Source organism: Roseburia sp. AM59-24XD, assembly GCF_003478445.1.
Classification (GTDB): domain Bacteria; phylum Bacillota; class Clostridia; order Lachnospirales; family Lachnospiraceae; genus Jutongia.
On the sequence record NZ_QUET01000002.1, the window covers coordinates 31,144 to 57,512 of the forward strand.

21 protein-coding genes, 2 tRNA genes and 1 pseudogene are annotated in these 26,369 nt (G+C 45.9%); 11 read left to right on the top strand and 13 right to left on the bottom strand.

Going from position 1 to position 26,369, the window contains the following annotated elements:
- Positions 1 to 38: 38 nt before the first annotated feature.
- The 4 genes from hisC to DXA20_RS01020 all read right to left on the bottom strand — a co-directional run bounded on the left by hisC (position 39) and on the right by DXA20_RS01020 (position 3,557).
- Positions 39 to 1,106: a histidinol-phosphate transaminase gene (gene hisC / locus DXA20_RS01005; protein WP_118558975.1), complete on the bottom strand. Its 1,068-nt coding sequence runs from the start codon at positions 1,104 to 1,106 to the stop codon at positions 39 to 41.
- Between the two features lie 129 nt (positions 1,107 to 1,235).
- Positions 1,236 to 2,426 carry a pyridoxal phosphate-dependent aminotransferase gene (locus tag DXA20_RS01010; protein WP_118558976.1) on the bottom strand — a complete coding sequence of 397 codons (1,191 nt, stop codon included), beginning with the start codon at positions 2,424 to 2,426 and terminating at the stop codon, positions 1,236 to 1,238.
- Between the two features lie 195 nt (positions 2,427 to 2,621).
- Positions 2,622 to 2,693 (bottom strand) — tRNA-Lys (locus tag DXA20_RS01015).
- 96 nt (positions 2,694 to 2,789) lie between these two features.
- Positions 2,790 to 3,557 carry a CAP domain-containing protein gene (locus tag DXA20_RS01020; protein ID WP_118558977.1) on the bottom strand — a complete coding sequence of 256 codons (768 nt, stop codon included), beginning with the start codon at positions 3,555 to 3,557 and terminating at the stop codon, positions 2,790 to 2,792.
- Positions 3,558 to 3,797: 240 nt separating this feature from the next.
- Between DXA20_RS01020 and DXA20_RS01025 the strand changes: the two genes are divergently transcribed.
- Together DXA20_RS01025 and DXA20_RS01030 are read left to right on the top strand one after the other, a co-directional pair.
- Positions 3,798 to 3,869, top strand: a tRNA-Lys gene (locus DXA20_RS01025).
- Between the two features lie 175 nt (positions 3,870 to 4,044).
- On the top strand, positions 4,045 to 5,847 hold the full coding sequence (locus DXA20_RS01030; RefSeq protein ID WP_118558978.1) for a GH25 family lysozyme: 1,803 nt from the start codon (positions 4,045 to 4,047) through the stop codon (positions 5,845 to 5,847).
- 168 nt (positions 5,848 to 6,015) lie between these two features.
- Here the strand turns inward: DXA20_RS01030 and glgB are convergent, their stop codons facing one another.
- Complete coding sequence (glgB, locus tag DXA20_RS01035; protein WP_118558979.1) at positions 6,016 to 8,253, bottom strand: 1,4-alpha-glucan branching protein GlgB; 2,238 nt, start codon at positions 8,251 to 8,253, stop codon at positions 6,016 to 6,018.
- Between the two features lie 239 nt (positions 8,254 to 8,492).
- Entirely contained in the window at positions 8,493 to 10,811 is a 2,319-nt protein-coding gene (locus DXA20_RS01040) for a cellulase family glycosylhydrolase (RefSeq protein WP_158577084.1), read from the bottom strand.
- Between the two features lie 138 nt (positions 10,812 to 10,949).
- On the opposite strand from DXA20_RS01040, the gene DXA20_RS01045 reads away from it, so the two are divergent.
- On the top strand, positions 10,950 to 11,837 hold the full coding sequence (locus DXA20_RS01045) for an AraC family transcriptional regulator (RefSeq protein WP_118558981.1): 888 nt from the start codon (positions 10,950 to 10,952) through the stop codon (positions 11,835 to 11,837).
- A gap of 20 nt (positions 11,838 to 11,857) precedes the next feature.
- Here the strand turns inward: DXA20_RS01045 and DXA20_RS01050 are convergent, their stop codons facing one another.
- The 3 genes from DXA20_RS01050 to DXA20_RS01060 form a co-directional block, all read right to left on the bottom strand.
- Positions 11,858 to 12,217, bottom strand: a complete 360-nt coding sequence (locus DXA20_RS01050; RefSeq protein ID WP_118558982.1) for a hypothetical protein — start codon at positions 12,215 to 12,217, stop codon at positions 11,858 to 11,860.
- A gap of 344 nt (positions 12,218 to 12,561) precedes the next feature.
- Entirely contained in the window at positions 12,562 to 12,885 is a 324-nt protein-coding gene (locus DXA20_RS01055) for a hypothetical protein (protein ID WP_147403660.1), read from the bottom strand.
- Positions 12,886 to 12,908: 23 nt separating this feature from the next.
- Positions 12,909 to 13,568, bottom strand: coding sequence for a hypothetical protein (locus DXA20_RS01060; RefSeq protein ID WP_118558984.1), 660 nt, complete (start codon positions 13,566 to 13,568; stop codon positions 12,909 to 12,911).
- 601 nt (positions 13,569 to 14,169) lie between these two features.
- Here DXA20_RS01060 and DXA20_RS01065 point away from each other — a divergent pair.
- Positions 14,170 to 15,593, top strand: a pseudogene (locus DXA20_RS01065) (flagellin N-terminal helical domain-containing protein).
- Between the two features lie 287 nt (positions 15,594 to 15,880).
- Positions 15,881 to 16,603 carry an ATP-binding protein gene (locus DXA20_RS01070; protein WP_243100479.1) on the top strand — a complete coding sequence of 241 codons (723 nt, stop codon included), beginning with the start codon at positions 15,881 to 15,883 and terminating at the stop codon, positions 16,601 to 16,603.
- Positions 16,604 to 16,873: 270 nt separating this feature from the next.
- Here the strand turns inward: DXA20_RS01070 and DXA20_RS01075 are convergent, their stop codons facing one another.
- Positions 16,874 to 18,328, bottom strand: coding sequence for a flagellin N-terminal helical domain-containing protein (locus tag DXA20_RS01075; RefSeq protein ID WP_118558985.1), 1,455 nt, complete (start codon positions 18,326 to 18,328; stop codon positions 16,874 to 16,876).
- A 74-nt stretch (positions 18,329 to 18,402) separates the two neighbouring features.
- Positions 18,403 to 18,531: a hypothetical protein gene (locus tag DXA20_RS17035; RefSeq protein ID WP_279222339.1), complete on the bottom strand. Its 129-nt coding sequence runs from the start codon at positions 18,529 to 18,531 to the stop codon at positions 18,403 to 18,405.
- 149 nt (positions 18,532 to 18,680) lie between these two features.
- Here DXA20_RS17035 and DXA20_RS01080 point away from each other — a divergent pair, with 149 nt between their 5' ends.
- The 6 genes from DXA20_RS01080 to DXA20_RS01105 all read left to right on the top strand — a co-directional run bounded on the left by DXA20_RS01080 (position 18,681) and on the right by DXA20_RS01105 (position 23,047).
- The gene (locus DXA20_RS01080) at positions 18,681 to 19,250 is read left to right on the top strand and encodes a tyrosine-type recombinase/integrase (protein WP_118558986.1); all 570 of its coding nucleotides are present in this window, start codon (positions 18,681 to 18,683) and stop codon (positions 19,248 to 19,250) included.
- A gap of 321 nt (positions 19,251 to 19,571) precedes the next feature.
- Positions 19,572 to 21,113, top strand: a complete 1,542-nt coding sequence (locus DXA20_RS01085; RefSeq protein WP_118558987.1) for a flagellin N-terminal helical domain-containing protein — start codon at positions 19,572 to 19,574, stop codon at positions 21,111 to 21,113.
- Between the two features lie 451 nt (positions 21,114 to 21,564).
- Positions 21,565 to 21,873, top strand: a complete 309-nt coding sequence (locus DXA20_RS01090; RefSeq protein ID WP_118558988.1) for a hypothetical protein — start codon at positions 21,565 to 21,567, stop codon at positions 21,871 to 21,873.
- Positions 21,776 to 22,120: a hypothetical protein gene (locus DXA20_RS01095; protein WP_147403661.1), complete on the top strand. Its 345-nt coding sequence runs from the start codon at positions 21,776 to 21,778 to the stop codon at positions 22,118 to 22,120. Before DXA20_RS01090 ends, DXA20_RS01095 begins: the two co-directional genes overlap by 98 nt.
- A 31-nt stretch (positions 22,121 to 22,151) precedes the next feature.
- On the top strand, positions 22,152 to 22,769 hold the full coding sequence (locus tag DXA20_RS01100) for a hypothetical protein (protein ID WP_147403662.1): 618 nt from the start codon (positions 22,152 to 22,154) through the stop codon (positions 22,767 to 22,769).
- 92 nt (positions 22,770 to 22,861) lie between these two features.
- Positions 22,862 to 23,047 (top strand): hypothetical protein, encoded by a 186-nt coding sequence (locus tag DXA20_RS01105; protein WP_118558991.1) that lies wholly within the window; start codon positions 22,862 to 22,864, stop codon positions 23,045 to 23,047.
- Between the two features lie 44 nt (positions 23,048 to 23,091).
- Here DXA20_RS01105 and DXA20_RS01110 read toward each other — a convergent pair whose 3' ends face one another.
- Together DXA20_RS01110 and DXA20_RS01115 are read right to left on the bottom strand one after the other, a co-directional pair.
- Positions 23,092 to 24,822 carry a phospho-sugar mutase gene (locus DXA20_RS01110; RefSeq protein ID WP_118558992.1) on the bottom strand — a complete coding sequence of 577 codons (1,731 nt, stop codon included), beginning with the start codon at positions 24,820 to 24,822 and terminating at the stop codon, positions 23,092 to 23,094.
- Between the two features lie 126 nt (positions 24,823 to 24,948).
- Positions 24,949 to 26,307, bottom strand: coding sequence for a PEGA domain-containing protein (locus DXA20_RS01115; RefSeq protein ID WP_118558993.1), 1,359 nt, complete (start codon positions 26,305 to 26,307; stop codon positions 24,949 to 24,951).
- Positions 26,308 to 26,369 lie beyond the last annotated feature (62 nt).

Genomic DNA, 26,369 nt, shown 5'->3' on the forward strand with positions numbered 1-26,369 from the left:
CATTTTTACGTTCCTCGTATCGCTTTAAACAGCCTCTTTTACTTGCCGGCATTTGCTACGATCTTCTCTGTCTCCTCAATAAAACGCTCCATCTCTTCTCTCGTACCGATGGAGATCCGGAGATAATTGTCGATCCGTTTCTGGCTGAAATGACGCACGAAGATATGTTTTTCTCTGAGCGCATCAAAGATTTGAACAGCCGGTACGCTCTCATGAGCGGCAAAGATAAAGTTCGTCTGGGAATCCCGGAACGAAAATCCAAGACGTTTCAACTGCTCCTTCGTCCACTCTCTCGTCTCGATCACCTTTGCAACAGTTTCCTGAAAATAGGTCTCATCCTCGAGCGCTGCCACACCGAGTGCCACAGAAAGTCTCGTCATCGGATAGCTGTTGTAGGAATAACGGACATCATTCATTGCTTTGATCAGCTCCGGATTACCCATCGCATATCCGATACGCATGCCGGCAAGCGCACGCGACTTGGAGTAGGTCTGCACGATCAGCACATTGTCGTATTCCTTCGTCAGCTCCAGCGCAGAGCTTTCACTAAAGTCCGCATATGCCTCATCAATGATGACCACCACATCACGGTTATGCTCGATGACATCACGCAGAAAATCTATATTCTGCAGCACACCGGTCGGTGCATTCGGATTGGCAATAACAACACCACCGTTTTCTTTATAATAATCCTCCCGGATCAGATCAAAATGCTCATCCAGCGCCGGTCTCTCATACGGAATCTGAAACAGCTCTGCCCACACATCGTAGAATGAATAAGTAATGTCCGGGAAAAGGACCGGCTTCTTTGAATTGAAAAATGTCATAAATGCGATCGCAAGCACATCATCGGAACCGACTCCCAGAAAGACCTGATCACTTGCAAGACCATATCTTTTCGCAAGGGCGTCTGCCAGAAGCTGTGAATTCGGATCCGGATAGAGACGCAGACTGTCACAGTCAAAGCTTTTGAGTACCCCAACCACCTTTGGTGATGGCGGGTACGGATTCTCATTGGTATTTAACTTGATCATGTCCGGCAGGTTCGGCTGCTCTCCCGGCACATACGGTTCAATTGTCCTTAAATTATCTCTCCATGTACTCATTGGTCGTCCTCATTTCTGTCTGATATCGTTGTTATTTGTAATTCCTATGCACCACTTTATAATTATTCTTTGTGCACTGTTTTGTAATTTTTTCTTTTGTTCGTAATTATCTGTGCACTGTTGCCGGCTTTATTCGTTCTCATAGCTCTTTGCAAGCTTCTCGAAGGCAGGCAGTGACCGCTTGATCATCTCCGGATCCACGCAGTAAGCGATACGGATATAGCCCGGACACATAAAGGAGCTGCCCGGCACAACCAGCAGGTTGTATTCCTTTGCTCTTGCCACAAATGCACTGTCATCCTCCTCGAGTGTCTTCACCCACAGATAAAAAGCACCCTCCGGCTTTACAACCTCATAGCCGTACTGTGTCAGTGCATTAAGCAGCATTGTGCGGTTTCTGTCATACGCAGCCACATCGGTCTGCTCGTCCAGGCATTTTGCAACAGCAAGCTGCATCAGAGACGGTGCATTGACAAAGCCCAGAATACGGTTTGCTACATTGGCGGCGCAGATCACATTTTCAAAATCATCGACTTCATCCGGGATCACCAGATAACCGATACGCTCACCCGGCAGGGATAAGGATTTGCTGTAGGAATAGCCGACAATCGTATTGTCATAATATTTCGTCAGATATGGCACCTCCACACCATCGTACGCAAGCTCACGATACGGCTCATCCGCGATCAGATAAATGGCTGTGCCGTATTCTTTCTGCTTCTTCTCCATAACGGCTGCCAGCGCACGGATCGTCTCCTCGCTGTAGACAACACCGGTCGGGTTGTTCGGATTGTTGATGATAACCGCCTTTGTCTTCGGTGTGATCTTTGTCTCAAACTCCGCAACATTCGGCTGAAACTCCGGCGGATTCGGAGCGACTACAACCATTTTGCCGTCAAAGTTGGCAACGTAATTGTTGTATTCTCCGAAATACGGTGCGAATGCGATGACCTCATCCTCCGGGTCAAGGAGTGTTTTGAGGACAACATTCAGTCCCCCGGCTGCACCAACGGTCATAAGAATGTTCTTCTCGCCAAAGGATGTCCCGAAGCGTTTGTTCAGTGAGGACGCAATGGCTTCGCGCACTGTCTCGTAACCGGAATTGTTCATATATCCATGCACATAACATGGAGATTCCTGCTCCAGAATCTCACAGATTGCATTCTTGACCGCAGCCGGCGGTTCCACACTCGGATTTCCCAGGCTGAAATCGTATACGTTCTCTGCGCCGTATTGGGCAGCCATCTTCTTTCCTTCCTCAAACATCGCTCTTGTAACCGAGCTTCCTTCCACATACTTGATCATTTTCTGTGCGATCATGCCAGACCCTCCATTTCGTATTATGCAACACCATACTGTAAATATCCGGAGTATCCCTGCTGCTCTCCGGTTATGTTCATTTTACTCCATTAAGTATAGCACTCACTCTTCTTATATGCAAAATGTTTTGTAAGTGGAGGAATATACGAATATACAAAAAAAAGCACCTGATAATTATCAGATGCTTCAAAGTAGTGCGCGATCAGGGTTCGAACCCTGGACACCCTGATTAAGAGTCAGGTGCTCTGCCAGCTGAGCTAATCGCGCTCATGTCGCTGTGCTCTCGCAAGCGACTTTGCTATAATAACAGATTATTTTATAAAATGCAACCCCTTTTTTGAAATTTTTTTATTTTTTCAAAAATCAGTTGGTAAAAATCTGTGACCAGTAGTATTTGTCCCCCTTTGTGGTGCTGTAATATCCAAGCCCCATATAGGCATAATCGGTCGACATGATCTGTGCACGGTGTCCGGCATCTGCCATCCACTTCTCCACAACATCCTTCGGCGTCTTGCAGCCGGAGGCAATATTCTCTCCTGCAGATTCGTATACGATCTTCTCATCAGTCAGAACGCTGCAGCCGTTTCTTCCATCCGGACGGTTCGGAGAATTCTGTGTCACAAGCTCCTTCGCACGAATACAGGCAGCCTTGTCGAGTGCTGTGCTCGCCTTAAGTGGTGCCAGTTCCTCCCTGGCGCGTTCTTCATTCACAAGCTTCAATACCTGTGCCGCATACTTGTCTGCCGTTGTCACGGCAACATACTTGCCAATCTTTACCACGGAGGAATACTTTCCGGTAACGATCCGGGAACCGGAGGTCTTATAGGCACGAACCTTTACATAATATACTTTATTTTTCTTTAATTTGCTCATTTTAAATGAGGTTGTGCGTGTTGCACCGATCTGGGAATACTTTCCTTTCTTCTTAGTGGAAAGAAACACCTGATAACCGGTCACTCCGGACATCTTCTTCATGGTAAGCTCCGCCGTGGTCCCGGTGCGCCTGCTTACCGATACACCGGCACGTCCCAGTGCGTGTGTCCTCTGAACCGACTGCCACTGCAGCATACTGACACAGCACAATATCGCCAGTACACCACAGAATCTCCTTTTTAATGTTATTTTATTCATGAAAATATTCCATCCCTTTCTCCTCCCGCAGGCTTTAAACCGCAGGCATCAATCGTCATAAAACCTTACTTCTGCAACGACTTTTCAATTTGTCCCAGTATACCACGATTTCATGGTGTTGCAAAGTATCCTCCGAATTTCTTCAAGAAAATTTCACATTTTTTTCAATTTTTTTGTAAAAAAGGGTTGCATTTTGTCGGCAGGTTGTATATAATGAGTTCGTTGTCGCAAAGACGATGAGCGCGATTAGCTCAGCTGGCAGAGCACCTGACTCTTAATCAGGGTGTCCAGGGTTCGAACCCTGATCGCGCATTGAAGGTCCTAATTTGATAGAAGTCTATCGGGTTGGGGCTTTTTTTCCACCTAATTTTATGACTGAATATCATATCGCGGATTGTATTATATTATGCAAACAATCACATTTTTGACAAACAATCACATTACACTAACCATATTGGCACAGGGCATTTACATATAGGAGGTATTTATGAGAAAACATTTTGTGATCAGTACACTGTTAAGTGTATCTATGGTCCTTTCGTCACTATCCTGCATACCGGGACGCACTGCTTTGGCTGCAGAGCAGACACAGGGGGGATTTGCTGAGGCTGTTTCACAGACGGCTGCACCGCAGGCGCTTCCTGCCGATCAGAACGATCCCGGCTACGAGCGTCTTACCGGTCAGTATGAACCTGCCGCCGAGGAGAATATTTCCGGCGCAGACTCTGCTGTTTCCACATTCTCAGCGGATGCGCAGGGATCCGGAGGATTTCTTTCCGTGAATCCCGCCACCTCCGGTCTGAAGGGCTACAGCTCTTCCGTGAGTGCATACACCGGCAAGACCTACACACATGCATCCAATTTTGACGGCATGAGTATCTACAACGGTATCGATGTTTCCTATCATCAGGGCACGATCAACTGGAGCAATGTGAAAGCTGCCGGCATTGATTTCGCAATTCTGCGTCTGGGCTACCGCGGTTACTCCAACGGCTCTCTCGTCACCGATTCCAAATTTACTACATATATTAAGGATGCAGCCGCAGCAGGCATTCCTCTCGGCGTATATTTCTGGACCGAGGCGATCAATGTCGATGAGGCAGTCGCCGAGGCACAGTATGTCGTATCGACACTCGCTCCTTACCAGTCATCGATCACCATGCCTGTCGTGATCGACTGGGAGTTAAACAACAACAGCCGCCACGGCGGTCTTCCGAAAGCTACCAATACCGCAATCTGTTCCGCTTTCTGCGATTATGTCAAGCAGAGCGGCTACACGCCGATGATCTACGCCAATGTCAGCGACCTGAATAACAATCTGGACGGCGAGGCACTGGGACAGAAATACGAGATCTGGGTTGCCCGCTATAACAATATCGTCAACAATGCCACCGCTCAGTTCTACGGCAATTACAGTATGTGGCAGTACGCCAGCTCCGGTTCCGTGGACGGGATCTCCGGCAATGTCGATATGAATTTCTGGTATACGACCGGAAGCCCTTCCTCACCGGTCTTTTCCCATGGTGCAACACCGGGAGCAATTGCCACAGCCACACCGGCTCCGACTGAGGATGATGTGGACAGCCTCGACAAAGTCACAGGCTTTTCCGCAAAATCTGCTGCCAAGAAGCTTTCTCTCAGCTGGAATGACGTAGAGGACGCCGATGGATATCAGATTTATCGCAAGGACACCTACAACGGCTCCTTCAAAAAGGTAAAGCAGATCAATGACCCCGACGTAACGACCTGGACTAACAGCGGTCTTTCCAAAAATCACGAATATTATTATAAGATCCGGGCATTTCATAAGAACTCGGATGGTACGGTCTACTCCGGTTATACGTCACTGACGGCTGCCACGAAGTCTTCCAGCCAGTCCGGCATTGTAAAGAAAAGCTTTATCCTATACAAAAAACCGGTCAAAACCGCTGCAAAGCTGATGACACTTAAAAAAGGAATGCCTGTCGAATATGTCGGCGTAACCTACCGCAGCGATGGCAGCAAGTTCCATCATTTCCGTTATCACACATCGACAAAAGTGTATAACGGCTATGCAAAGGCAAAGTCCGGTCTGACCTATTACACGCAGGGCTGTACCACAGCAAAACTCAATCTGCGCAAGACAGCCGGCACAACCGGCAAACTGATCACCAGCATTCCGAAGAACACGTTTGTACCATTGCTTGGCACGAAAAAGGTCAAGGGAACAACCTGGTATAAGATATGCTTCTCCATCAGGAAAAACACGGTGACAACCGGATATGTTTCCGGTAATTATATTCGCAAATAAAACTACCATAAATAAAACAGACAAGCTTCTCTGAGAGGAAAAGCTTGTCTGTTTTATTTATGGTATATGAAAATGCTCGTAATGTAGTGTTAAGTCAACGAGAATTGCGAAGCAATTCCTGGAGGACAAAACGCCGGTTCTGCCCTTTTTATGACATCATGCTACGGATTATTTATTCTCTCTGTAATCGTACTCATAGATCGTCACGGAAAGCGGCGGAAGCGTCATCCGAATCGAATAATTCCTGCCATCACACGGCTCCTCCTTCGCTGTAAGCACCTTCGGATTGACAATACCGGTTCCGCCGAATCTCTCCTCATCGGAAGATAAGATCTCCTTGTAGGTTCCCGGACACGGAACGCCGAACAGCATATCCTCTCTTGTCACCGGCGTGAAGTTACACAGGAACAAAAGCTGCTTCTTAGCAGTGGATCCACGACGCACAAATGTAACCACGCTCATGTCTGCATTCTCGCAACTCATCCACTCGAAGCCGATCGGATCAAAGTCGTTCGCATAAAGTGCATCGTACTCCTGATACAGCTTATTCAACGCCTTCACATAGTCCTGCATCTGGTGATTGCGTTCCTCACCCAGCAGATTCCAGTCAAGACTTCTCGCCTCACTCCACTCACGGAACTGCGCAAACTCCTGTCCCATGAACAAAAGCTTCTTGCCCGGATGACCATACATAAAACCGTATGCCGTACGCAGATTGGCAAACTTTGCATCCAGCTCTCCCGGCATCTTATTGATCATCGATCCCTTGCCATGCACAACCTCATCATGCGAAAGCACCTGAATGAAATTCTCACTGTATGCGTACTGCAGGCTGAAGGTCAGTCTGCCGTGGTTTGGTCCACGGAACAGCGGATCCATATGCATATACTCAAGGAAATCATTCATCCAGCCCATGTTCCACTTAAACAGGAAGCCAAGACCACCCATCTGTGCCGGAGAGGTTACTCCCGCCCATGCGGTAGACTCCTCTGCAATGATCATCGTACCTGGTTCTTCCTTCTCAACAACCTGATTCATATGCTGCAGCAAATGGATCGCATCAAAGTTCTCATTGCCGCCCTTCTCATTTGGCAGCCACTCGCCGTCATTCTTGCCATAATCCAGATACAGCATGGATGCCACCGCATCCACACGAAGTCCGTCCACATGGAACTTCTTCAGCCAGAATAGTCCATTGGCAAGCAGGAAGTTCTCCACTTCCTTCTTCTTGTAGTTAAAGATCAGTGTGCCCCAGTGAGGATGCTCACCACGACGCTTATCCGGATGCTCATAAAGTGCCTGACCGTCAAACTGTGCCAGACCGTGTGCATCTTTCGGAAAATGTGCCGGTACCCAGTCAAGGATAACACTGATGCCCTGACTGTGCATATAATCGACAAAATACATGAAATCCTCCGGCGAGCCATATCGGCGCGTCGGTGCATAATATCCGGTCACCTGATAACCCCAGGAGCCGTCAAATGGATGCTCTGCAATACCCATCAGCTCAACGTGGGTATATCCCATCTCCTTCACATAAGCAGCAAGCTCTACTGCAAGCTCTCTGTAATTATAAAATCCGTCCTCGGTACCATCGTCTTTCTTACGCCAGGAACCCGGATGCACCTCGTAGATCGCGATCGGCTCCTTACGGCGGCTGTCTCTCGTCTCCTTGCGGCGGCTGGTCATCCACTTGCGGTCTGTCCAGCGGAAGCCCCGCAGATCCGCAACAACAGATGCATTATCCGGACGCATCTCTGCACAGTTTGCATACGGATCCGCCTTCATAAGGATCTCATCATTCCGGGTAAGGATCTGATATTTGTATACCGCCCATGGCTCCACCCCCGGGATAAACAGCTCATAAACACCGGATACCTCCAACGTACGCATCGGATGCAGTCTGCCATCCCACATATTAAAGTTACCGACCACACTGACGGCTCTCGCATGAGGCGCCCAGACTGCAAAATATGTACCCTTAACACCATTGATCTCCATCGGGTGAGCACCCAGCTTATCAAAGATCTGGTAGTGCTTGCCCTCTGCAAACAAATAAAGATCCAGGCTGGAAAGCTGTGGTGCAAAGCAATAAGGATCTGCAGTCACTACCACGTCATCCTCACCGTACTTGATATTCAGAAGATATGGTGCCTTAAGCTTCTTGCGGCTCTCGACATATTTTCCAAAAAATCCGCTGCCCGGCTCCACCTCTTCCAGCTCGGTCGGATGGTTTCCGCGCATATCTGTCACGGTAACTGCTTTCGCCTCCGGACGATACACGGTAAATATCTGTCCCTTGCCAAAATCGTGAAGTCCCAGTATATTGTGAGGGGCATTATGTCTGCCCTCCAGTAATTCGTCATACTCCACCCAATTGATCCACTGATCTAACTTCTCCTGCATAGTCTCCTCCAATCATCCTATATAATTATAATGTATTGAAAACCCCATTTCTTTCGCAGTGCGAATATATCGCATAATAACGAAAACCTCCTACACAATCGCATAGAAGGTTCCTGTAAAAGCATGTGTTATTATTATAATTGATTGACCGAATTTCGTCAATGAATAAGACAGAGTTCCCAGCATGAACTCTGTCTTATTCTGTGCAAATCTATTTCATTTTATAAGGAAGGAAACAACTAGTTATTGTATTTAAATTCGGTTCCATCTGCATTGTATGCACCGTCGCAGATCTCAATCTTGACATAGGATGCACCCGTGTAAGTATTGGTGGTGATCCACAGCCATGGATAATCTCCCTTGAGATTGTCTGCATCCAGTTTCACATACTTGCCAACCCAGATCTGATTGTTATTCTGGTCATAGTCGACATCAAACTTTGCAGCACCGTTCTCTGTCTCTATATATCCTACCTGAAGATCAGCGCCCTTACTTGCATCGTTGTCCGCAGGATAGATCCGGACACAAGGCTCCTTAATCTTGCTCCAGTCTACATTCAGATGAATGTTCCAGTACTCTTTGTTAATGATCGCCTGCAGCTTATCGGTCGGATTGCCATCCGCATCGGTAATGCTTGTGGTGTAACCGATTCCATGGTAAACAGGATCGAAGATATCTCCTCTCTCCGCTGCGACGATCTTTGCCTCCGGATCACCGGTGTGGCGCATGAACTCGCCTTCCCATGTGTAAAGAACCTTAGGATTCTCATTTTCAACAGTTGGCACTACGGAAATTCCTGTATTTACTAATTTAGCACTCTTCGGAAGCTCAGGCACCTTATTGCCTGTCATTTCTGCGAAAAGCTCTCCGACATCACCGTATGCGAAGTAGCCTCTCTTACGCTCGTAATAATGACCCTCGTCCCACATTACCGGGCAATAACCGCTTGCCAGGCACTGCTTAAATAACTCTCTCGTAAAATCAATCACATTGTCTTTATAACCCTTAACGCAGCCACACTCACCAATGATCACGCCGTAGCCCTGATCCGTGAACTTCTTCAGACGAGCCAACGAACCAGTCATGTACTCGTAGTCCTCTTTGGTGCCCCATGTGTCACGATAACCCCAAGTGGTTGTAGAAGTTGCAGAGATACAGTAGTCTGTCGGATCATAGTAGTGAACCGATACGCTTAGTTTATTGTTGCCATTCTCTTCTGTATCCTTTGGCATCTGGTAGCGATCATCCATCGTACCGTCTGTCTCATAGTAATCACTCTTATAACCGCCGATCACGCAGGACTCATTTCCTGTACCAGGGATCAGCAAATGACGATATGCGTTGTTGCCGCCTGTGCTTCTTACAATATCAACGAATGTCTGGTTGATCTGATTAACAAGCTGATAGATTGCATTACCATCCTTAGGAAGCTTGCCGGTCTGGTTTGACTGACCTTTCTCCGGATGCTGATAATCATCGTTCAGACGACCGCTGAGCTCCTCGTTTGCTCCCTCGAAGATCAGATGATCGGAATATTCTTTATAACGGTTTGCAATCTGTGTCCAGAAAGCTTTGTATTTCTTCCATGCCTGATCACGGATCGGTGTATCCTTGGCATCGATCTCCTCAGCACCAAACATTCCCCACCATCCGCCATCCCAATGGATGTTGATGATAACATACATCTCATCATTTAATGCATAATTGATGATCTGCTCTACACGGTTAAACAGATCCTCGTTGATGGTATAATTGCCATCTGTTGACATGAAGTTGGACCATGCTACCGGCACACGAACTGTGTTAACACCATATGCCTTAAGTCCATCGAAGGTCTTCTGTGTTGCCATCGGGTTACCGGCACTTGTCTCACACTCCTTGAGTGTTGTCCAGTTGCCCATGCAGTTAGACTGCTCCATCTGGTTACCCAGATTCCATCCAAGGGACATTACAGGCATCAAATCCTGAGAAGAAAGCTCTTTTCTCATAAGACCGTTATCCTTTGTAGTAATTCCGTTTGCTGACTGATGCTCCTCACCAACGTTGGACATTTTCAAAAGCTCTGCCTTATCCTTCGGCAGCTCCGGTGTTGGTGCTACGGTTGGTGCAGGTGCTACAGTAGCTGTCGCTGCAGGTGCTTTTGTTGCGATTGCGCCATTACTTGCTGTTGCTGCAGGTGTTGGTACATTCTTTTTCTTTGCCTGTACTGTCACCTTAGCGGTCAGCTTCTTAGTAACCTTTTTCTTCTTATTCTTATAAGTTACCTTGCAGGTAATCTTAGCAGTTCCCTTTTTCACTGCCTTCACCTTGCCGTTTTTCACAGTTGCTACTTTCTTGTTACTGGTTGACCATTTTAATTTCGCCTTTGCCGGCTTATTCTTAACGGTCAGCTTCTTGCTCCGTCCCACGGTCAGCTTCAAAGAAGTCTTGTTCAACGTGATCTTCTTTTTTGCCTTTGTCTTTGCAGCGGATGCCAGATTGGTAACACCATTCATCGTGAATACCATGGCAGTTGCCAGAAGCAGAGCGGTAAACTTGTTGAAACATCTACGTTTCATAATCATTTCCTCCTTTTCCATGTGTAACTGTGTATTCTTTCTTTCATAAAAGTATGTTACAATGAAATAAGGCATAATAATATCATTTTAGTAACGATATTTATAACTTTTGTATTATTTTGTGGAGGATATTTACAAATGATCGATATAGAAATCATGCAGGATGCATCCGAGATCATCCATTACGACTCCCCTGAAATCTCTTTCGCCGTCCAGGAACGATCGCTGTCAAACTACACAGATATGCGGGCTCTCTGCCACTGGCATGATGACCTTGAACTCCTGTATATCTTCGATGGTGAGATGAATTATGAGGTCAACGGGCAGAAATACCTCCTGACAAAAGGTGACACGATTTTTATAAATTCCCGTAAGCTTCATTATGGATATGACAACAACCGGAGGGAATGCGAATTCATGGTTGTGCTGATCCATCCGGAGCTTTTAAAGGCAAGCAATTACATGTACCGCAGATACGTTCATCCCATCTTAAATTACGCCACGGACATCGTCATTGTTGACCATGCCGGACCGGATGCAGGGAAGTTCTCCGCACTTTTCCACAAGATCCTTGAATGCCACCGTCTTGCGGAGAGCAGTCATGAATTCCAACTGCTCGGATACTTCTATGAGCTTTGGAGTCTGATCTACCAGAACTGCAACATGGAGGAAAATGTCATCTCCAGCCTGGAAGATCCCGACATTCAGATTCAAAAGCAGATGGTATCATATATCTACCAGCACTATCAGGATCATATCACGCTCGAAGATATCGCTGCAGCCGGCGTGGTCAGCCGCAGTAAATGCTGCCGTATCTTCCAGAAATACCTTTCCCAGTCACCAATCTCCTTCCTGAACAACTACCGTATGGAGATCAGCTGCAACCTGCTTTGCGATACCGCCTTCAGCATCACCCAGATCGCCACCTCCTGCGGTTTCAACCACTTAAGCTACTACTCCAAAATGTTTCTGCAACGGTATGGCTGCACCCCCAATGGATACCGCAAGGCACATCAGAAGAGATAGGGTATAACCGCGCACTGCCTTTAGGCAGGCGCTTCTTCCTTTTGCAGTTCCGCATAGATCTTATCTACGTCGTAATCCGGAGCATACAATTCTGCAGCTTTATAAATACGTTGAATTAAAGCTTCATTTTCTTCCAACATCACTGCTGTCTCTGCAGCATTAACATCATTACACAACTTTTTTACTGATTGTTCAATGATTTTACGTAATTCTCCCTCACGCATACATAATTTCCGATGATCTTCCCATGCTTTACACATATTGAATTCCTCCTTGTTCTCGTTATGATCCATTTTAATATCGGTAAATCCTTCAATAACCTTTGCAACGGCATACTCTATGTTATGCAGTGCCGCCTCGCGGGTAAGTATCTGCTCCATCTCCTGCTCACTGTCCTGATGCTTGATAACTTCAAGAACAAGCCCGACAGAGGTGCGGAACTTTTCAAAGTCTGTGATATTGGCGAGCCTTGAGACTTTACCTATAACTATATATATTTTTTGATACAATATTGTATAATAAATTTTACAGCAATGGTTTTGTTACATGCAAGACGATTACTGTTGCAGTCTGGAATAGATCTTGTCTACATCATAATCGGGAGCACACATTCTGGCAGCATCATAGATGCGCTCGATTAATGTCACGTTTTCCTCGAGCATATCCGCAGCCTCCTCGGCTGGAATATTTTTAAGAATCTTTTTGATGGTTAATTCAATAAGATTCAATATTTCCCCTGTTCAAGTCCTTGCTCGCGACCCTCGCGGACTCCGGACTGGTAATGATCTGTCCATGCTTTACACATATTAAATCCCTCCTTTTCGTCTTGATCCATCTTAATATCGGTAAATCCTTCAATAACCTTGGCAGTAGCATACTCTATGTTGTGCAGTGCCGCCTCGCGGGTAAGGATCTGCTCCATCTCTCGCTCGCTGTCCTGATGCTTGATGACTTCCAGAACAAGCCCGACAGAAGTGCGGAACTTCTCAAAATCCGTGATATCTGCAGGTGATATGAGATTCAGCTTATAATCCGCCACATACTTCAAGATCGTGCTGTTCGTGTGGAACATTAATTGATGCCACGGATTGCTCCATTGCCAAGCAATTCCCGCAATCCTGCAAACACCTCCAATCTCGCATATTTGCAAGCAAATCTGCTTCTTGTCGGTGTTTGGCGGGTCAAAAGTAGATAGCAATTTGTATGTAAACATACATTGCTATCTACTTTTGACCCTTGCATCATCTCATGCAGGCTGCGCGGTCCGTCCCACGGCTGTGAACCCCAGTAGACAGTAATCGTCACCACCGGCGTCAGGTGATCCTCTGCAGTAAAGCCGGATAAAAATTTCGCGGGACTATTCAGATCATGACCCTTTCGGTGCCGTCTGCTGATCTCATTCACCTGGCTGCCGTAATTGATCCCGTCATAGATCATCCCACGAACCGGCATGGCATAATGGATCTCCGTCTGATTCTCCACTCCTAGGATCAGATATGTGCAGTCTCCGGTGCTGCGGATCACAGCACCCTTCAGAATGTCACGGATGCGCTGTATCTGCTGTCCCTTCCCTGACAGCCCCGCAAGCTCCAGAAACTCCTTCGTATCCATCTCCCGCAAATCCTCCGCCTGGATCACATCCTGACCGTCAAACAGACAATAATTACAGATATCCGCAAACCTTGCATTATCCGACAGATATTCCGTTGATAAAGTATCCTTTCTTCCCATAAAGTTCCTCCTTTTCGGTATGGCAGGAAGAACTTCCTTTTGTGAAAAATTTTCCCGGAAATCCCCCTGCTTTTGTCGTAATAAAAATGGTAAAAGCATTGAAATTCCAAGATGTTTTGAAGAACAGATAATAGAAATATGCTTTGTACGGATTGTAGCACGGTGGCAGTGTCGTGTCGAGAGATAACTAACTTTTCTCCGTATTGCCGAAAATCATATTTATTTTTGGACAAGTTGCCGGAATTGATAAAATTTCGATAAACCGATGCCGTTTTTTTGTACACGGCACACTTCGTCAAAATCACCAAAACAATTTATGCATAATTCACATTGCATTTCTCTTATATCACTTAAGCCAGCATAAATAGGGCGTTCCCGTCATTGTGCAAATACAACATTTGTTAGAAAATGTATCCTTTCCGGCTGGGCGGTCGATCGTACCTGCACAGAAGTCAACGGAGCGTGGCATCGGAAAGGAGCGGCTAACACGCTGGCAACAGCACATCATCTACAACAAAATAACGTAACTTCCGCCGGGTTCGGCGGATCATTTCACACACTGCACATGGAGGTGCGGTGGTAAAACAAGGAGGTAATTACTATGATAGTACAACACAACATTACAGCGATGAACGCAAACAGAATGCTGGGTCTTACAACAGGATCCCTTTCTAAGTCAACTGAGAAGCTTTCTTCCGGTTACAGAATCAACCGTGCAGCAGACGATGCAGCAGGTCTTACGATTTCTGAGAAGATGAGAAAGCAGATCCGTGGTCTTGATCAGGCATCTACCAACGCAGAGGACGGTGTTTCTGCAGTACAGACAGCTGAGGGTGCTCTGACAGAGGTTCACTCTATGCTTCAGAGAATGAACGAGCTGGCAGTACAGGCTTCTAACGGTACAAACTCTACATCTGACCGTCAGGCTATTCAGGACGAGATTTCACAGCTGAATACTGAGATTGATCGTGTTGCTGAGACAACCAAGTTCAATGAGACCTATCTGTTAAAAGGTGGCGATGGCACTAAAGAAGTAACCATGAACGGACATGATGCAGGACTTAAGGGTTCTCTGGCTGATGGTGCTACAAAGGCTACATTCTCAATCGAAGCAGGTGCTCTCGATGCTGGCAAAAAGATTACCATTGGTGGAAAAGAATATACTATCGGCGCAGAAGCTAAAGATGGTCAGGCATTAGTTACGGCTCAGGAAAAAACTGGCGGAAAAATTACTGTTAATGGTAAGAATTATACTTATAACGATACTGATAGTAAATGGCTCGATTCTGAGGGAAACGATGCGAAAGTAGGAAATGGAGCAAACGCTGGCGAAATTAAGATTGCTGATGGCGATAAGGTGTCTGATGGAAGCAAAACATTAACAGTAATGGTTGATGCCAAGAAAGCTGATGGCACCGCAGGCAAAGATAAAATTGACGACACTGACTCCTCAGTTATTACAGCAGACAAGGCTATTGAACTTATGCAGGCAGAGCTTGAAGCAGCAAACAAGATTGGCGTCGATGATCCAGCATCTGTAACTGTATCAAAGCCTACATATGACAAAACAAAGGCAACTGAGTTTGAAATTACAAAGGGTACTGCCAAAGTTGCAGATCGTCTTTCTTTCAACCTCATGTGGGTTCTGATGCTGACATGACCAACAAGATCGGTGTCAACATTGAGACAATGAACTCTGCATACCTTGGAATCAAGGGTCTGAATGTCGCTGATGATTCCGGTAATGCCGCTACATACGCTATCGATGCTATCGCAGATGCAGTTGCTAAGGTATCTGAGCAGCGTTCTGCACTTGGTGCCGTTCAGAACCGTCTGGAGCACACCATCGACAACTTGGATAACGTTGTTGAGAACACCACTTCCGCTGAGTCTCGTATCCGTGATACAGATATGGCTGAAGAAATGGTTAACTACTCAAAGAACAGCATCCTTCAGCAGGCTGGTCAGTCTATGCTTGCACAGGCTAATCAGGCAAATCAGGGTGTTCTGTCACTTCTCCAGTAATTTGCTGAGAGACTTTGAGTACGCCGCATAAATGGAATAATATATTGTTGCATTTCAAATGTTTGTAGATGATTTCACCGCCGGTCCGATAAGGACTGGCGGTGTTTTTGTAAAGCAGCTTTAAAAGGCGCACTATTGCGATAAAAAAATAGTAAAAAACGTAAACAAAACAACAAAATAAAAACAACCGAAAAAGCAATCGTAAAAAAATACAATTGTTTTTTCGATTGTTTTGCATATAATATATTCAATAAGAACGAAATGGATTCAATAATGCAGCCGGACTTTTGGCAGATAAAAATCATTTTCCGGGGATTGATACTATCAAATTCGGAGAGAACATCAGTATCATTCAAAAGAGATCAACTTTTGAAAATATATCAGTTTTAGAGGTATATGATAAGGCAATTGATGTCTTCAGAGACTATTACCAATATGAAGTAATACAAGACGCCGATCGACAAAAAATAGAGAAAATACCGGAAGCAGCTTTCCGTGAAGCAATCGCCAATGCGCTGATTCACAGGGTATGGGATATGGATTCACAAATCATAGTTTCGATGTTTGATGATCGACTCGAAATTGTTTCTCCGGGTGGACTGCCGTCCGGAATAACAGAGGAGGAATATCTGTCTGGTAAACTTTCTGTTTTAAGAAATAGAAATCTTGCAAATGTATTTTATAGATTGGGGTTTGTAGAAATATTTGGAACAGGTATTACAAGAATAAAACAACTGTATGCGGAAGGTTTGATAAAACCGGATTTTGAAATATCAGAAAATGCCATAAAAATTATACTTCCGATATTTGAAAAAAGTGCTGATCTGACAGAAGACGAAATCGTGATCTATAAGCTTTTAAGCAAGACGATGCTGAAGCCAATCAGTGAAATTGCACCATATGCACCTTTCGGTAAATCAAAAACAGCAAAGCTGCTAAAAGAAATGTGTCAAAAAGGCGTGATCACAGTGAAAGGAAACGGCAAAGGTACAAAATATATTATTCGATAGGGTATCTGGGGTATCGGCATTTGGTGCAGCTGCTTGCGAAATAGGTCTTGCATAAATTATACGGGAACTTGTACTTTCTGCCCCTCTGCACGTCTTATTATTTATCGTTGTTATATTATACTTTGGCGAACCGACGTGCCTTTTAAATCTGCTTTACAAAAACACCGCCAGTCCAAAACCGGACCGGCGGTGAAATCATCTACAAGCATTTTGAAATGCAACAATATATTATTTCGGCTTTATGCGGTATACTCAAAGTCATTCAGTGAATTACTGAAGGAGTGACAGAACACCCTGGTTAGCCTGATTAGCCTGTGCAAGCATAGACTGACCAGCCTGCTGAAGGATGCTGTTCTTTGAGTAGTTAACCATTTCTTCAGCCATATCTGTATCACGGATACGAGACTCAGCGGAAGTGGTGTTCTCAACAACGTTATCCAAGTTGCTGATGGTGTGCTCCAGACGGTTCTGAACGGCACCAAGTGCGGAACGCTGTGCGGATACAATCTGAATAGACTGCTTAATGGTATCAATAGCATCAAGCGCATTGGAATCATCCGCACCATCTACACGTATACCACTAATTCCCAATCCTTTTGAACTCATTGAATCAATATTGATAGAAATCTGATTATTAGATGTTGCGTCGGCACCTACATGAAGCTTTAACTGTAATGCACCTGTCAAATCTTTCTGTCCTGATACTTCGGTAGGATCCAAATCAATCGCATTACCAAGCGCATCGTACACTGTTGGAGCATCAACACGTTTAGCAACCGTACCATCTGCGGCAACTGAAAAATAATCGCTTAATGCATTTTCGGCAATTTTATTGCCATCGCGATCGTAATATGCAGCTTTCTCTCCATCAACTTTTGCAGCCGTTGCTTTTGCGGCCGTGATATTATCTGTAGTATGAACAGGAGCATCAGCCTTAGTTGCTGCAACTCCACCTCCTACGGTAACATCGGCAATTTTATTACCATTTGTGTCCTGAATTTCAAATTTTCCTGCATCCGCTTTTGCTACAACAGAGAATGAAGTATTAGATCCATTCAGTGTAAGTTTGTATGTACTATGTGCTGCCGTATCAAATGTAGATGTAAAATCAGCTGTTACACCCTGATTTTTGATAAGTTTTGCAAGTTCATTCTGGCTATCCTGACTTGCATCAGCATTAAAATCAACTTTAACGGTCAACTTATTAGCCCCTGTAATAGTTGCACTATCTTTACTATCAACAACTGATGCAGCAGCAGCATTTGCATTTTTTCCATATTTAAAGGTAGCAACTTTGGAAGCATCCTGATCGCCCTTTAACAAATAGGTCTCATTAAACTTAGTTGTCTCAGATACACGATCGATCTCCGTAGTAAGCTGATCAATCTCGTTCTGAATTGCCGTACGGTCTGACTCAGAGTTTGTGCCGTTTGCAGACTGAACTGCCAGCTCATTCATTCTCTGAAGCATTGAGTGAACTTCGTTCAAAGCACCCTCTGCTGTCTGTACTGCAGAGATACCATCCTCTGCATTTGTAGAAGCCTGATCAAGACCACGGATCTGCTTTCTCATCTTCTCGGAAATAGAAAGACCTGCTGCATCGTCTGCTGCACGGTTGATTCTGTAACCGGAAGAAAGCTTCTCTGTTGACTTGGACAGTGAGTTTGTTGTTAATCCCAGCATTCTGTTGGAATTCATCGCTGTAATGTTGTGTTGTACTATCATAGTAATTACCTCCTTGTTTTACCACCGCACCTCCATGTGCAGTGTGTGAAATGATCCGCCGAACCCGGCGGAAGTTACGTTATTTTGTTGTAGATGATGTGCTGTTGCCAGCGTGTTAGCCGCTCCTTTCCGGTGCCACGCTCTGTTGACTTCTGTGCTGGTACGATCGACCGCCCAGCCGGGAAGGATACATTTTCTAACAAATGTCGCATCCTACTCTGATCACGCATAAACAGGGCGTTCGCAAACTTCCGTATTTCATAAGAAAGAATTAAAATAAAACTGCAGCAATCCGCGGAAAATTGCACTCCGCAGAAATACAAAAGGTAGCATTACCGGAAAGGAAAATATTATGAGTACAACGTGTCCCATCAGGAAAGAAGAGGATCTGCAGCGATTTAAAAACTATTATCTGGAAAGAGGAAACATGAGAAACTACCTATTAATTGTGGTAGGATTGAACACGGCATTGCGCATTGGCGATGTCCTGAAATTAAAATGGGAAGATGTCTACGACGAGCACTGGGGCAGATTTCGCCGGCATCTGCATGTAGTCGAGCAGAAAACGGGCAAACAAAATTACATTGCGCTAAACGATTGCATTATATCCACATTGGAACAGTGTTATCACGGTCAAAAGGGCGAGGAATACCTGTTTTGCACCAATCGGCACGTCAACCGGCCGATCAGCCGGAGTCAGGCATGGCGGATCATCCGCAAAGCCGCCGAGGAAACCGGGCAGGACGAGCACATCAGTTGCCATTCCCTGCGCAAAACATTTGGCTATCATGCTTGGAAACAGGGCGTTTCTCCGGTTATGCTAATGATGATCTACAACCATTCGTCCTATCAGATCACGAAACGCTATCTCGGAATCGTACAGGAAGAAAAAGACGACGTGTTTTACCATATAAAATTATAGAGAATTTGATAAGAAGTATTTTGAAATCCATATCATGTGCTAAGGGCTTTTCTTTGCCACAATATTTTGTTCGAACCCGTAAAAATAAAAAATATACAAAAATTTCAAAAAAAGGGTTAAGTCCTTGGTAAATAAGCCGATATTATAAGTGTAATAAAAAATGCGACATTTGTTAGATAGCGTTTCTGTTTTACGAAAGGAGGCAACATTTTAACACAACCAAATCAATGATAATTGTAATATGATGCCGCACTTGCGGTGTCGAAACATAGCACACGGGCAGAAAGGAATCTGCCTGTTCAAAACAAGGAGGTAACTATTATGATAGTACAGCACAATATTACAGCGATGAACGCAAACAGAATGCTTGGAATGACAACCGGTTCTCTTTCCAAGTCAACCGAGAAGCTTTCTTCCGGTTACAGAATCAACCGTGCCGCAGACGATGCAGCAGGTCTTACGATTTCTGAGAAGATGAGAAAGCAGATCCGTGGTCTTGATCAGGCTTCTACAAACGCAGAGGACGGTGTTTCCGCAGTACAGACAGCCGAGGGTGCTCTGACAGAGGTTCACTCAATGCTTCAGAGAATGAACGAGCTTGCTGTTCAGGCTTCTAACGGAACAAACAGTCAGGATGACCGTAAGGCAATCCAAGATGAGATTTCACAGCTCACAACCGAAATCGATCGTGTTGCTGAGACAACCAAGTTCAATGAGACTTATCTGTTGAAGGGTGATGATGGTCAGAAAACGATCAATTTAAAAGCTCATGATGCTGGATTAAAAGGTACATTAACCGAAAATGGTGACGGCACTGCTACATTCACAATGGCAGAATTGCAAGATGGCGATACTGTTAGCATTGGAGGTAAAAACTATACAATTGGATCATCTGTAGCAGATGCAAAAGCTTTATTGGTTAATGCCGACGCAGGAAAAACTAATACCTACAAAATAGGGGATAAGACCTACAAAGTTGATGAAAACGGTGCCGTAACTGATTCTAACGGTAATTCTTTATATGTAAAAACAGAGAAAGGAGCTACTGCTGCTACTGCATTCTCTGTAGGTGTCGAATTAACTACCGATGCTAATTTTACAAACGATAAGGGCGTTGCTACTAACAATACAGCAGTTACATTGGACAACCTTAAGAACTATGTTTCTGGGGGAGTAACTGTAAGCAATGGAACATTAACAAAAGTTGCTATGACAGATGACAAAAGTTTAGACGGTACAGCAACAGCTGATGGAATTGATGACAACGATTCTAGTGTAATTACGAAAAAAATGGCATATAAATTAGCTGCTAATGAACTTCTTGCCGCTAACCAAATCGGCGATACCGAGGGCAGTGCCAAAGTCGGACTCGGCACAGATGTCGATACGGCAGTAAGTGCAACTAATGGAACTGGAGTATTTAAAATTCAGCTTGGTCAAACTAAAGTTGCTAATACATTAAGCTTCAACCTTCATGTAGGATCTGACGCTGATATGACCAACAAAATTCAGATTGACATCGAGACAATGAATTCTTCTTACCTTGGAGTTAAGGGCTTAAACGTAGCTGATGACTCCGGTAAGGCTGCTACATATGCTATCGACGCTATCGCCGATGCCGTTGCTAAGGTATCTGAGCAGCGTTCCGCACTTGGTGCCGTTCAGAACCGTCTGGAGCACACCATCGACAACTTGGATAACGTTGTTGAGAACACCACTTCCGCTGAGTCTCGTATCCGTGATACAGACATGGCTGAGGAGATGGTTAACTACTCAAAGAACAGCATCCTTCAGCAGGCTGGTCAGTCTATGCTTGCACAGGCTAATCAGGCTAACCAGGGTGTTCTGTCTCTTCTTCAGTAATTGACCACACTATTGTTGCTTATTCTTTTATAAACAGAAACTATTTTTATTACAAATATGAACGAGACTGCCGCTTTCGTGGAATCCACGGAGCGGCAGTTTTATTTTCCCTGATTCATTTTTTACCAAAACGCATCCTCTCATTTTAGACAATTTGACGAAGTGCGTCCGTTACAAAACGACATGAATTTATCGATTTTTTATCAATTCCGGCAATATATCCAAAAATAAATTTTATTTTCGGCAATACAGAGAAAAGTCAGTTTTCTCTCGACACGACACTGCCACCGTGCTACAATCCGTACAAAGCATATTTCTATTATCTGTTCTTCAAAACATCTTGGAATTTTCAATGCTTTTACCATTTTTATTACGACAAAAGCAGGGGGATTTCCGGGAGAAATTTTTCACAAAAGGAAGTTCTTCCTGCCATACCGAAGGGAGGAACCTTATGGGAAGAAAGGATACTTTATCAACGGAATATCTGTCGGATAATGCAAGGTTTGCGGATATCTGTAATTATTGTCTGTTCGACGGTCAGGATGTGATCCGGGCGGAGGATCTGCGGGAGATGGATACGAAGGAGTTTCTGGAGCTTGCGGGGCTGTCCGGAAGGGGTCAGCAGATACAGCGCATCCGTGACATTCTGAAGGGTGCTGTGTGTGATCCGCAGCACCGGAGACTGCACATACCTGATCCTGGGAGTGGAGAATCAGACGGAGATCCACTATGCCATGCCGGTCCGTGGAATGATCTATGACGGGATCAATTACGGCAGCCAGGTGAATGAAATCAGCAGACGGCACCGCACGGATCATGATCTGAACAGTCCTGCGGAATTTTTATCCGGCTTTACGGCAGAGGATCACCTGACGCCGGTGGTGACGATCACTGTCTACTGGGGTTCGCAGCCTTGGGACGGACCGCGCAGCCTGCATGAGATGATGCAAGGGTCAAAAGTAGATAGCAATGTATGTTTACATACAAATTGCTATCTACTGGCTTGACCCGCCAAACACCGACAAGAAGCAGATTTGCTTGCAAATATGCGAGATTGGAGGTGTTTGCAGGATTGCGGGAATTGCATGGCAATGGAGCAATCCGTGGCATCAATTAATGTTCCACACGAACAGCACGATTTTGAAGTATGTGGCGGATTATAAGCTGAACCTCATATCACCTGCGGACATCACAGACTTTGAGAAGTTCCGCACTTCTGTCGGGCTTGTTCTGGAAGTCATCAAGCATCAGGACAGTGAGCAGGAGATGGAACAGATCCTTACCCGCGAGGCGGCACTGCATAACATAGAGTATGCCGCTGCCAAGGTTATTGAGGGATTTACCGATATTAAGATAGATCATGACGAAAAGGAGGGATTTAATATGTGTAAAGCATGGACAGATCATTATCAGTCCGGAGTCCGCGAGGGGCTTGAACGCGGGCGCGAGTTGTGGCTTGAGCAGGGGCGCGAGCAAGGAGAGCTGCAGGCTATCATCAAATCATCTATCAGAAAGTTCTGCAAGAATATATCTGCAAACGAAGCTGCGGATATGCTCGAGGAAAACGCGGAATTGATCGAGCGCATCTATGATGCAGCCAGAATGTGTGCTCCCGATTATGATGTAGACAAGATTTATGCCATATTGCAGCAGTAATCGTCTTGTATGTAACGAATATATTTCTGTGATATTTATTTTACCCCAAAATATAATTTACAAGATACTGTATTAAATATATTGTTTGTTATATGTTAATTTTCACATCACCTGCCAATATCACAGATTTTGAGAAGTTCCGCACCTCTGCCGGGCTTGTTCTGGAAGTCATCAAGCATCAGGACAGCGAGCAGGAGATGGAACAGATCCTTACCCGCGAGGCGGCACTGCACAACATAGAGCAAGGCTCCCTGCGTGTACACACGCAGGGAGCCTGATATTACCTATATACTGATATTCGATTCGTCGTCCGTATCACAGATTACATTGCAGCAACCATCTCAGAAACTGCCTTTGCCATAGCCTCAGACTTCGCATCGGCGTCCTCAAGAGAGGTGCCTACAACGCCGTAGTAGAACTTCACCTTCGGCTCTGTACCGGATGGGCGTACGCACATCCATACATCGTCTGTCATGTCGAAGTAAAGCACGTTGGACTTTGGCAGTCCGGTCGGCTTTGTCTCGCCGGTAGCGATATCTGTGATGATATCCTTCTGGTAGTCACGGAAGGATGTTACCTTGTGACCGCAGAACTCCTTCGGCGGATTCTCGCGGAGTGTTGTCATGATCTCCTGAATCTTGGCAAGTCCCTCGATACCCTTCATGGTTACGGACTGTACGCCGTCTTTATAATAACCAACTCTCTCATACAGAGCAAGCATTGCATCCCAGAGAGTCATGTTCTTTGTCTTGTAATATGCTGCCGCCTCGCAGAGTGCCATCGTAGCCACGATCGCATCCTTGTCGCGGGCATGTGTTCCGATCAGGCAGCCGTAGCTCTCCTCGAAACCAAACAGGTAAGTTCCCTTGCCGGTTGTCTCGAAGTTGAGGATCTGCTGTCCGATGTATTTAAATCCGGTCAGAACCTCAATGAGATCAACGCCGTAATCCTTGGCGATCGCATCTGCCAGATTAGAGGTAACGATGGTCTTGATCAGCTTGCCATCCTTAGGCAGTCCCTTTGTTGCCTTTCTCTGGGAGATCTCATAATCTGCCAGCAGACAGCCAGACATGTTACCGGTCAGGGTGATATACTCGCCGCTCTTGGTATCCTTAACATATACGCCGAGACGATCTGCATCCGGATCTGTTGCAAGAACAAGGTCTGCATCCTTCTCCTTGGCAAGCTTGAGAGCCAGTTCAAATGCCTCTGCTGCCTCTGGGTTCGGATAGCTGACGGTAGGGAAATCTCCATCCGGAAGCTCCTGCTCGGGTACTACATATACATTCTCAAAGCCGATCTCCTTGAGGACTCTTCTCGCCGGGATATTACCTGTTCCGTGAAGCGGCGTGTAAACGATCTTAAGATCCTTGCCAACTTCCTTGATGCTGTCCCAATGAATAACCTGCTTCTTTAACTCTTCGATATATTTATCATCAATGGCTGCGCCAATGTTCTCATAGAGACCCTTCTCGACTGCCTCAGCCTTGTCCATGGTCTTAACCGTGTTCCAGTCCGTAACAGCCTTAACCTCGTCCATGATACCGGTATCATGTGGCGGCGTGATCTGTGCACCGTCCTCCCAGTATACCTTGTATCCGTTGTACTCCGGTGGGTTGTGGCTTGCAGTTACGTTAATTCCTGCTACGCAGCCAAGCTCGCGTACAGCAAAGGAAAGCTCCGGTGTCGGACGCAGTGACTCAAACACATATGCCTTAATGCCATTGGCTGCAAGGCAGAGTGCTGCTTCATCTGCAAACTCCGGTGACATATGACGGGAATCAAATGCAATGGCTACACCCTGAGAAGCCTTTCCCGCTTTGTTGATATAATTCGCCAGACCCTGAGTTGCCTTTCGTACCGTGTAAATGTTCATGCGGTTCGTCCCTGCCCCAATGATCCCTCGCAAACCAGCGGTTCCAAATTCGAGGTCCATATAAAAACGCTCTTTTTTCTCATTCTCGTTATCTGCAATGTCCTGAAGCTCTTTCTTCGTATCCTCATCGAAATAAGGATTGCTCAGCCACTCCTTGTAGATGTCTTTGTAGTCCATGTCTTTTCCTCCTATCAGTGATGGCATATGCCTTGATTTTGCAAATCCACCTATTATTTTGTATGTTGAAACGCATATTGTCAACAACAAATTATAATCTATTTTGTAAAAGTTTTTTGAACAAAATCACTGAGTCGCCGGCGATGCCGTTGCTGCCGCCTCCTTTGCGGTCAGATCCGCAAAGCTCAGCTTCACATCCTGATCATCATCAAGAATGTCGACGGAATAGCTCTTTGTTGCATATCCATCCCGGCACAGCGTAACGGTCTGTGATCCGATCACCTTTGTAAAGGTACACGGTGCAAGTCCTTTATAAACATTGTCCAGATAAACCTCCGCTCCCTGCGGTGCCGATACCGTGATCGTGTGATCGCTGTCAATCTGCTTTGTCTGTGTATCGTCCGTGTTCTCCGGGCTTGTCTTCGTGCTCTTTCCGGTGGCTGACGGTGCCGCCGTGGTGTCGGATGCCTCCGCTTCCTCCTCCACAAGATCGATACGGACGGTCGTCCCCTTCGGCTCCTCCACATCCAGCGTGCCGGTGTATGTGGTGTACCCTGTCATGGACACCTGTATCTGATAAACGCCGTATGCCAGTGCGATCGGCTTGCTGTAGCCTACCGCCGTACCGTTGATCGTCAGATCCGCCCCTGCCGGTGCAATATCAAACGTGATCACACCAACATGACTGTCCGCCGGCTTGTACTCCGAAAAGTCCAACGTAACCTCCCTGCCGCTGTGAACCGTCACATTCTTGACTGCGGTTGAATGATTCTTACTTAAGATCACCTTGTAGGTTCCCTCGCGGATCGTGATCAGCATGTTCTTCGTCAAAGGCAGGATCATGTCACTTCCGACTTCGATCATACCGCCGATAAAGTCCTTATAATGTGCCAGCCGTATGTAACCGTGCCCCTGTGTCTTTACGACCGAGTACACATGATAACCGCTTCCGCGCACCGTCAGCACATCCTGCGGATTGATTTCCATCATGTCGATCGCCTTACCGTCCGACGAAAACAGCGTATATTGTGAATACTGGTATTTGCGGTCTGCAAATGAAAGACTGCTCTCCGCGCTGTCAAACTGATAATCGCCAACCTCCTGATATTCCCAGACATCCTCTGGAATACTGGTAGAAAGCAGCTTTCCGCTGTCCTTCTCATAATCTGCCTCGAGGATCTCGCCCACCTCAATATCGGTGCCGTCGCGCTCCTCTCCGTACTTGTCGGTCATCTTCGCCGTGGCATCATAGCTGATCACCGTCTCGAGATCACCTCCAAGCTCACGCAGGGTAAGCCGGCGCATCGCCGTATCATTGGCTGTCACAACCCCCTCGACAACCGCAGGTGCCGCCGCAGCCCCACCGCCCGCCATGCTGTCCGTCTCCTGCTTCGTTTCGGACGCACATCCGGAGAGCATTACCGTGCACATAAAAAACGCGCCCAGACCGATCCGAACGCGTTGCATGATTTTGCATTTCTTCATATATAAACAACCTTTTCTCCCGGCTGCTTCTTATAACACTGCGCCGGGTCGCATAACGTCTC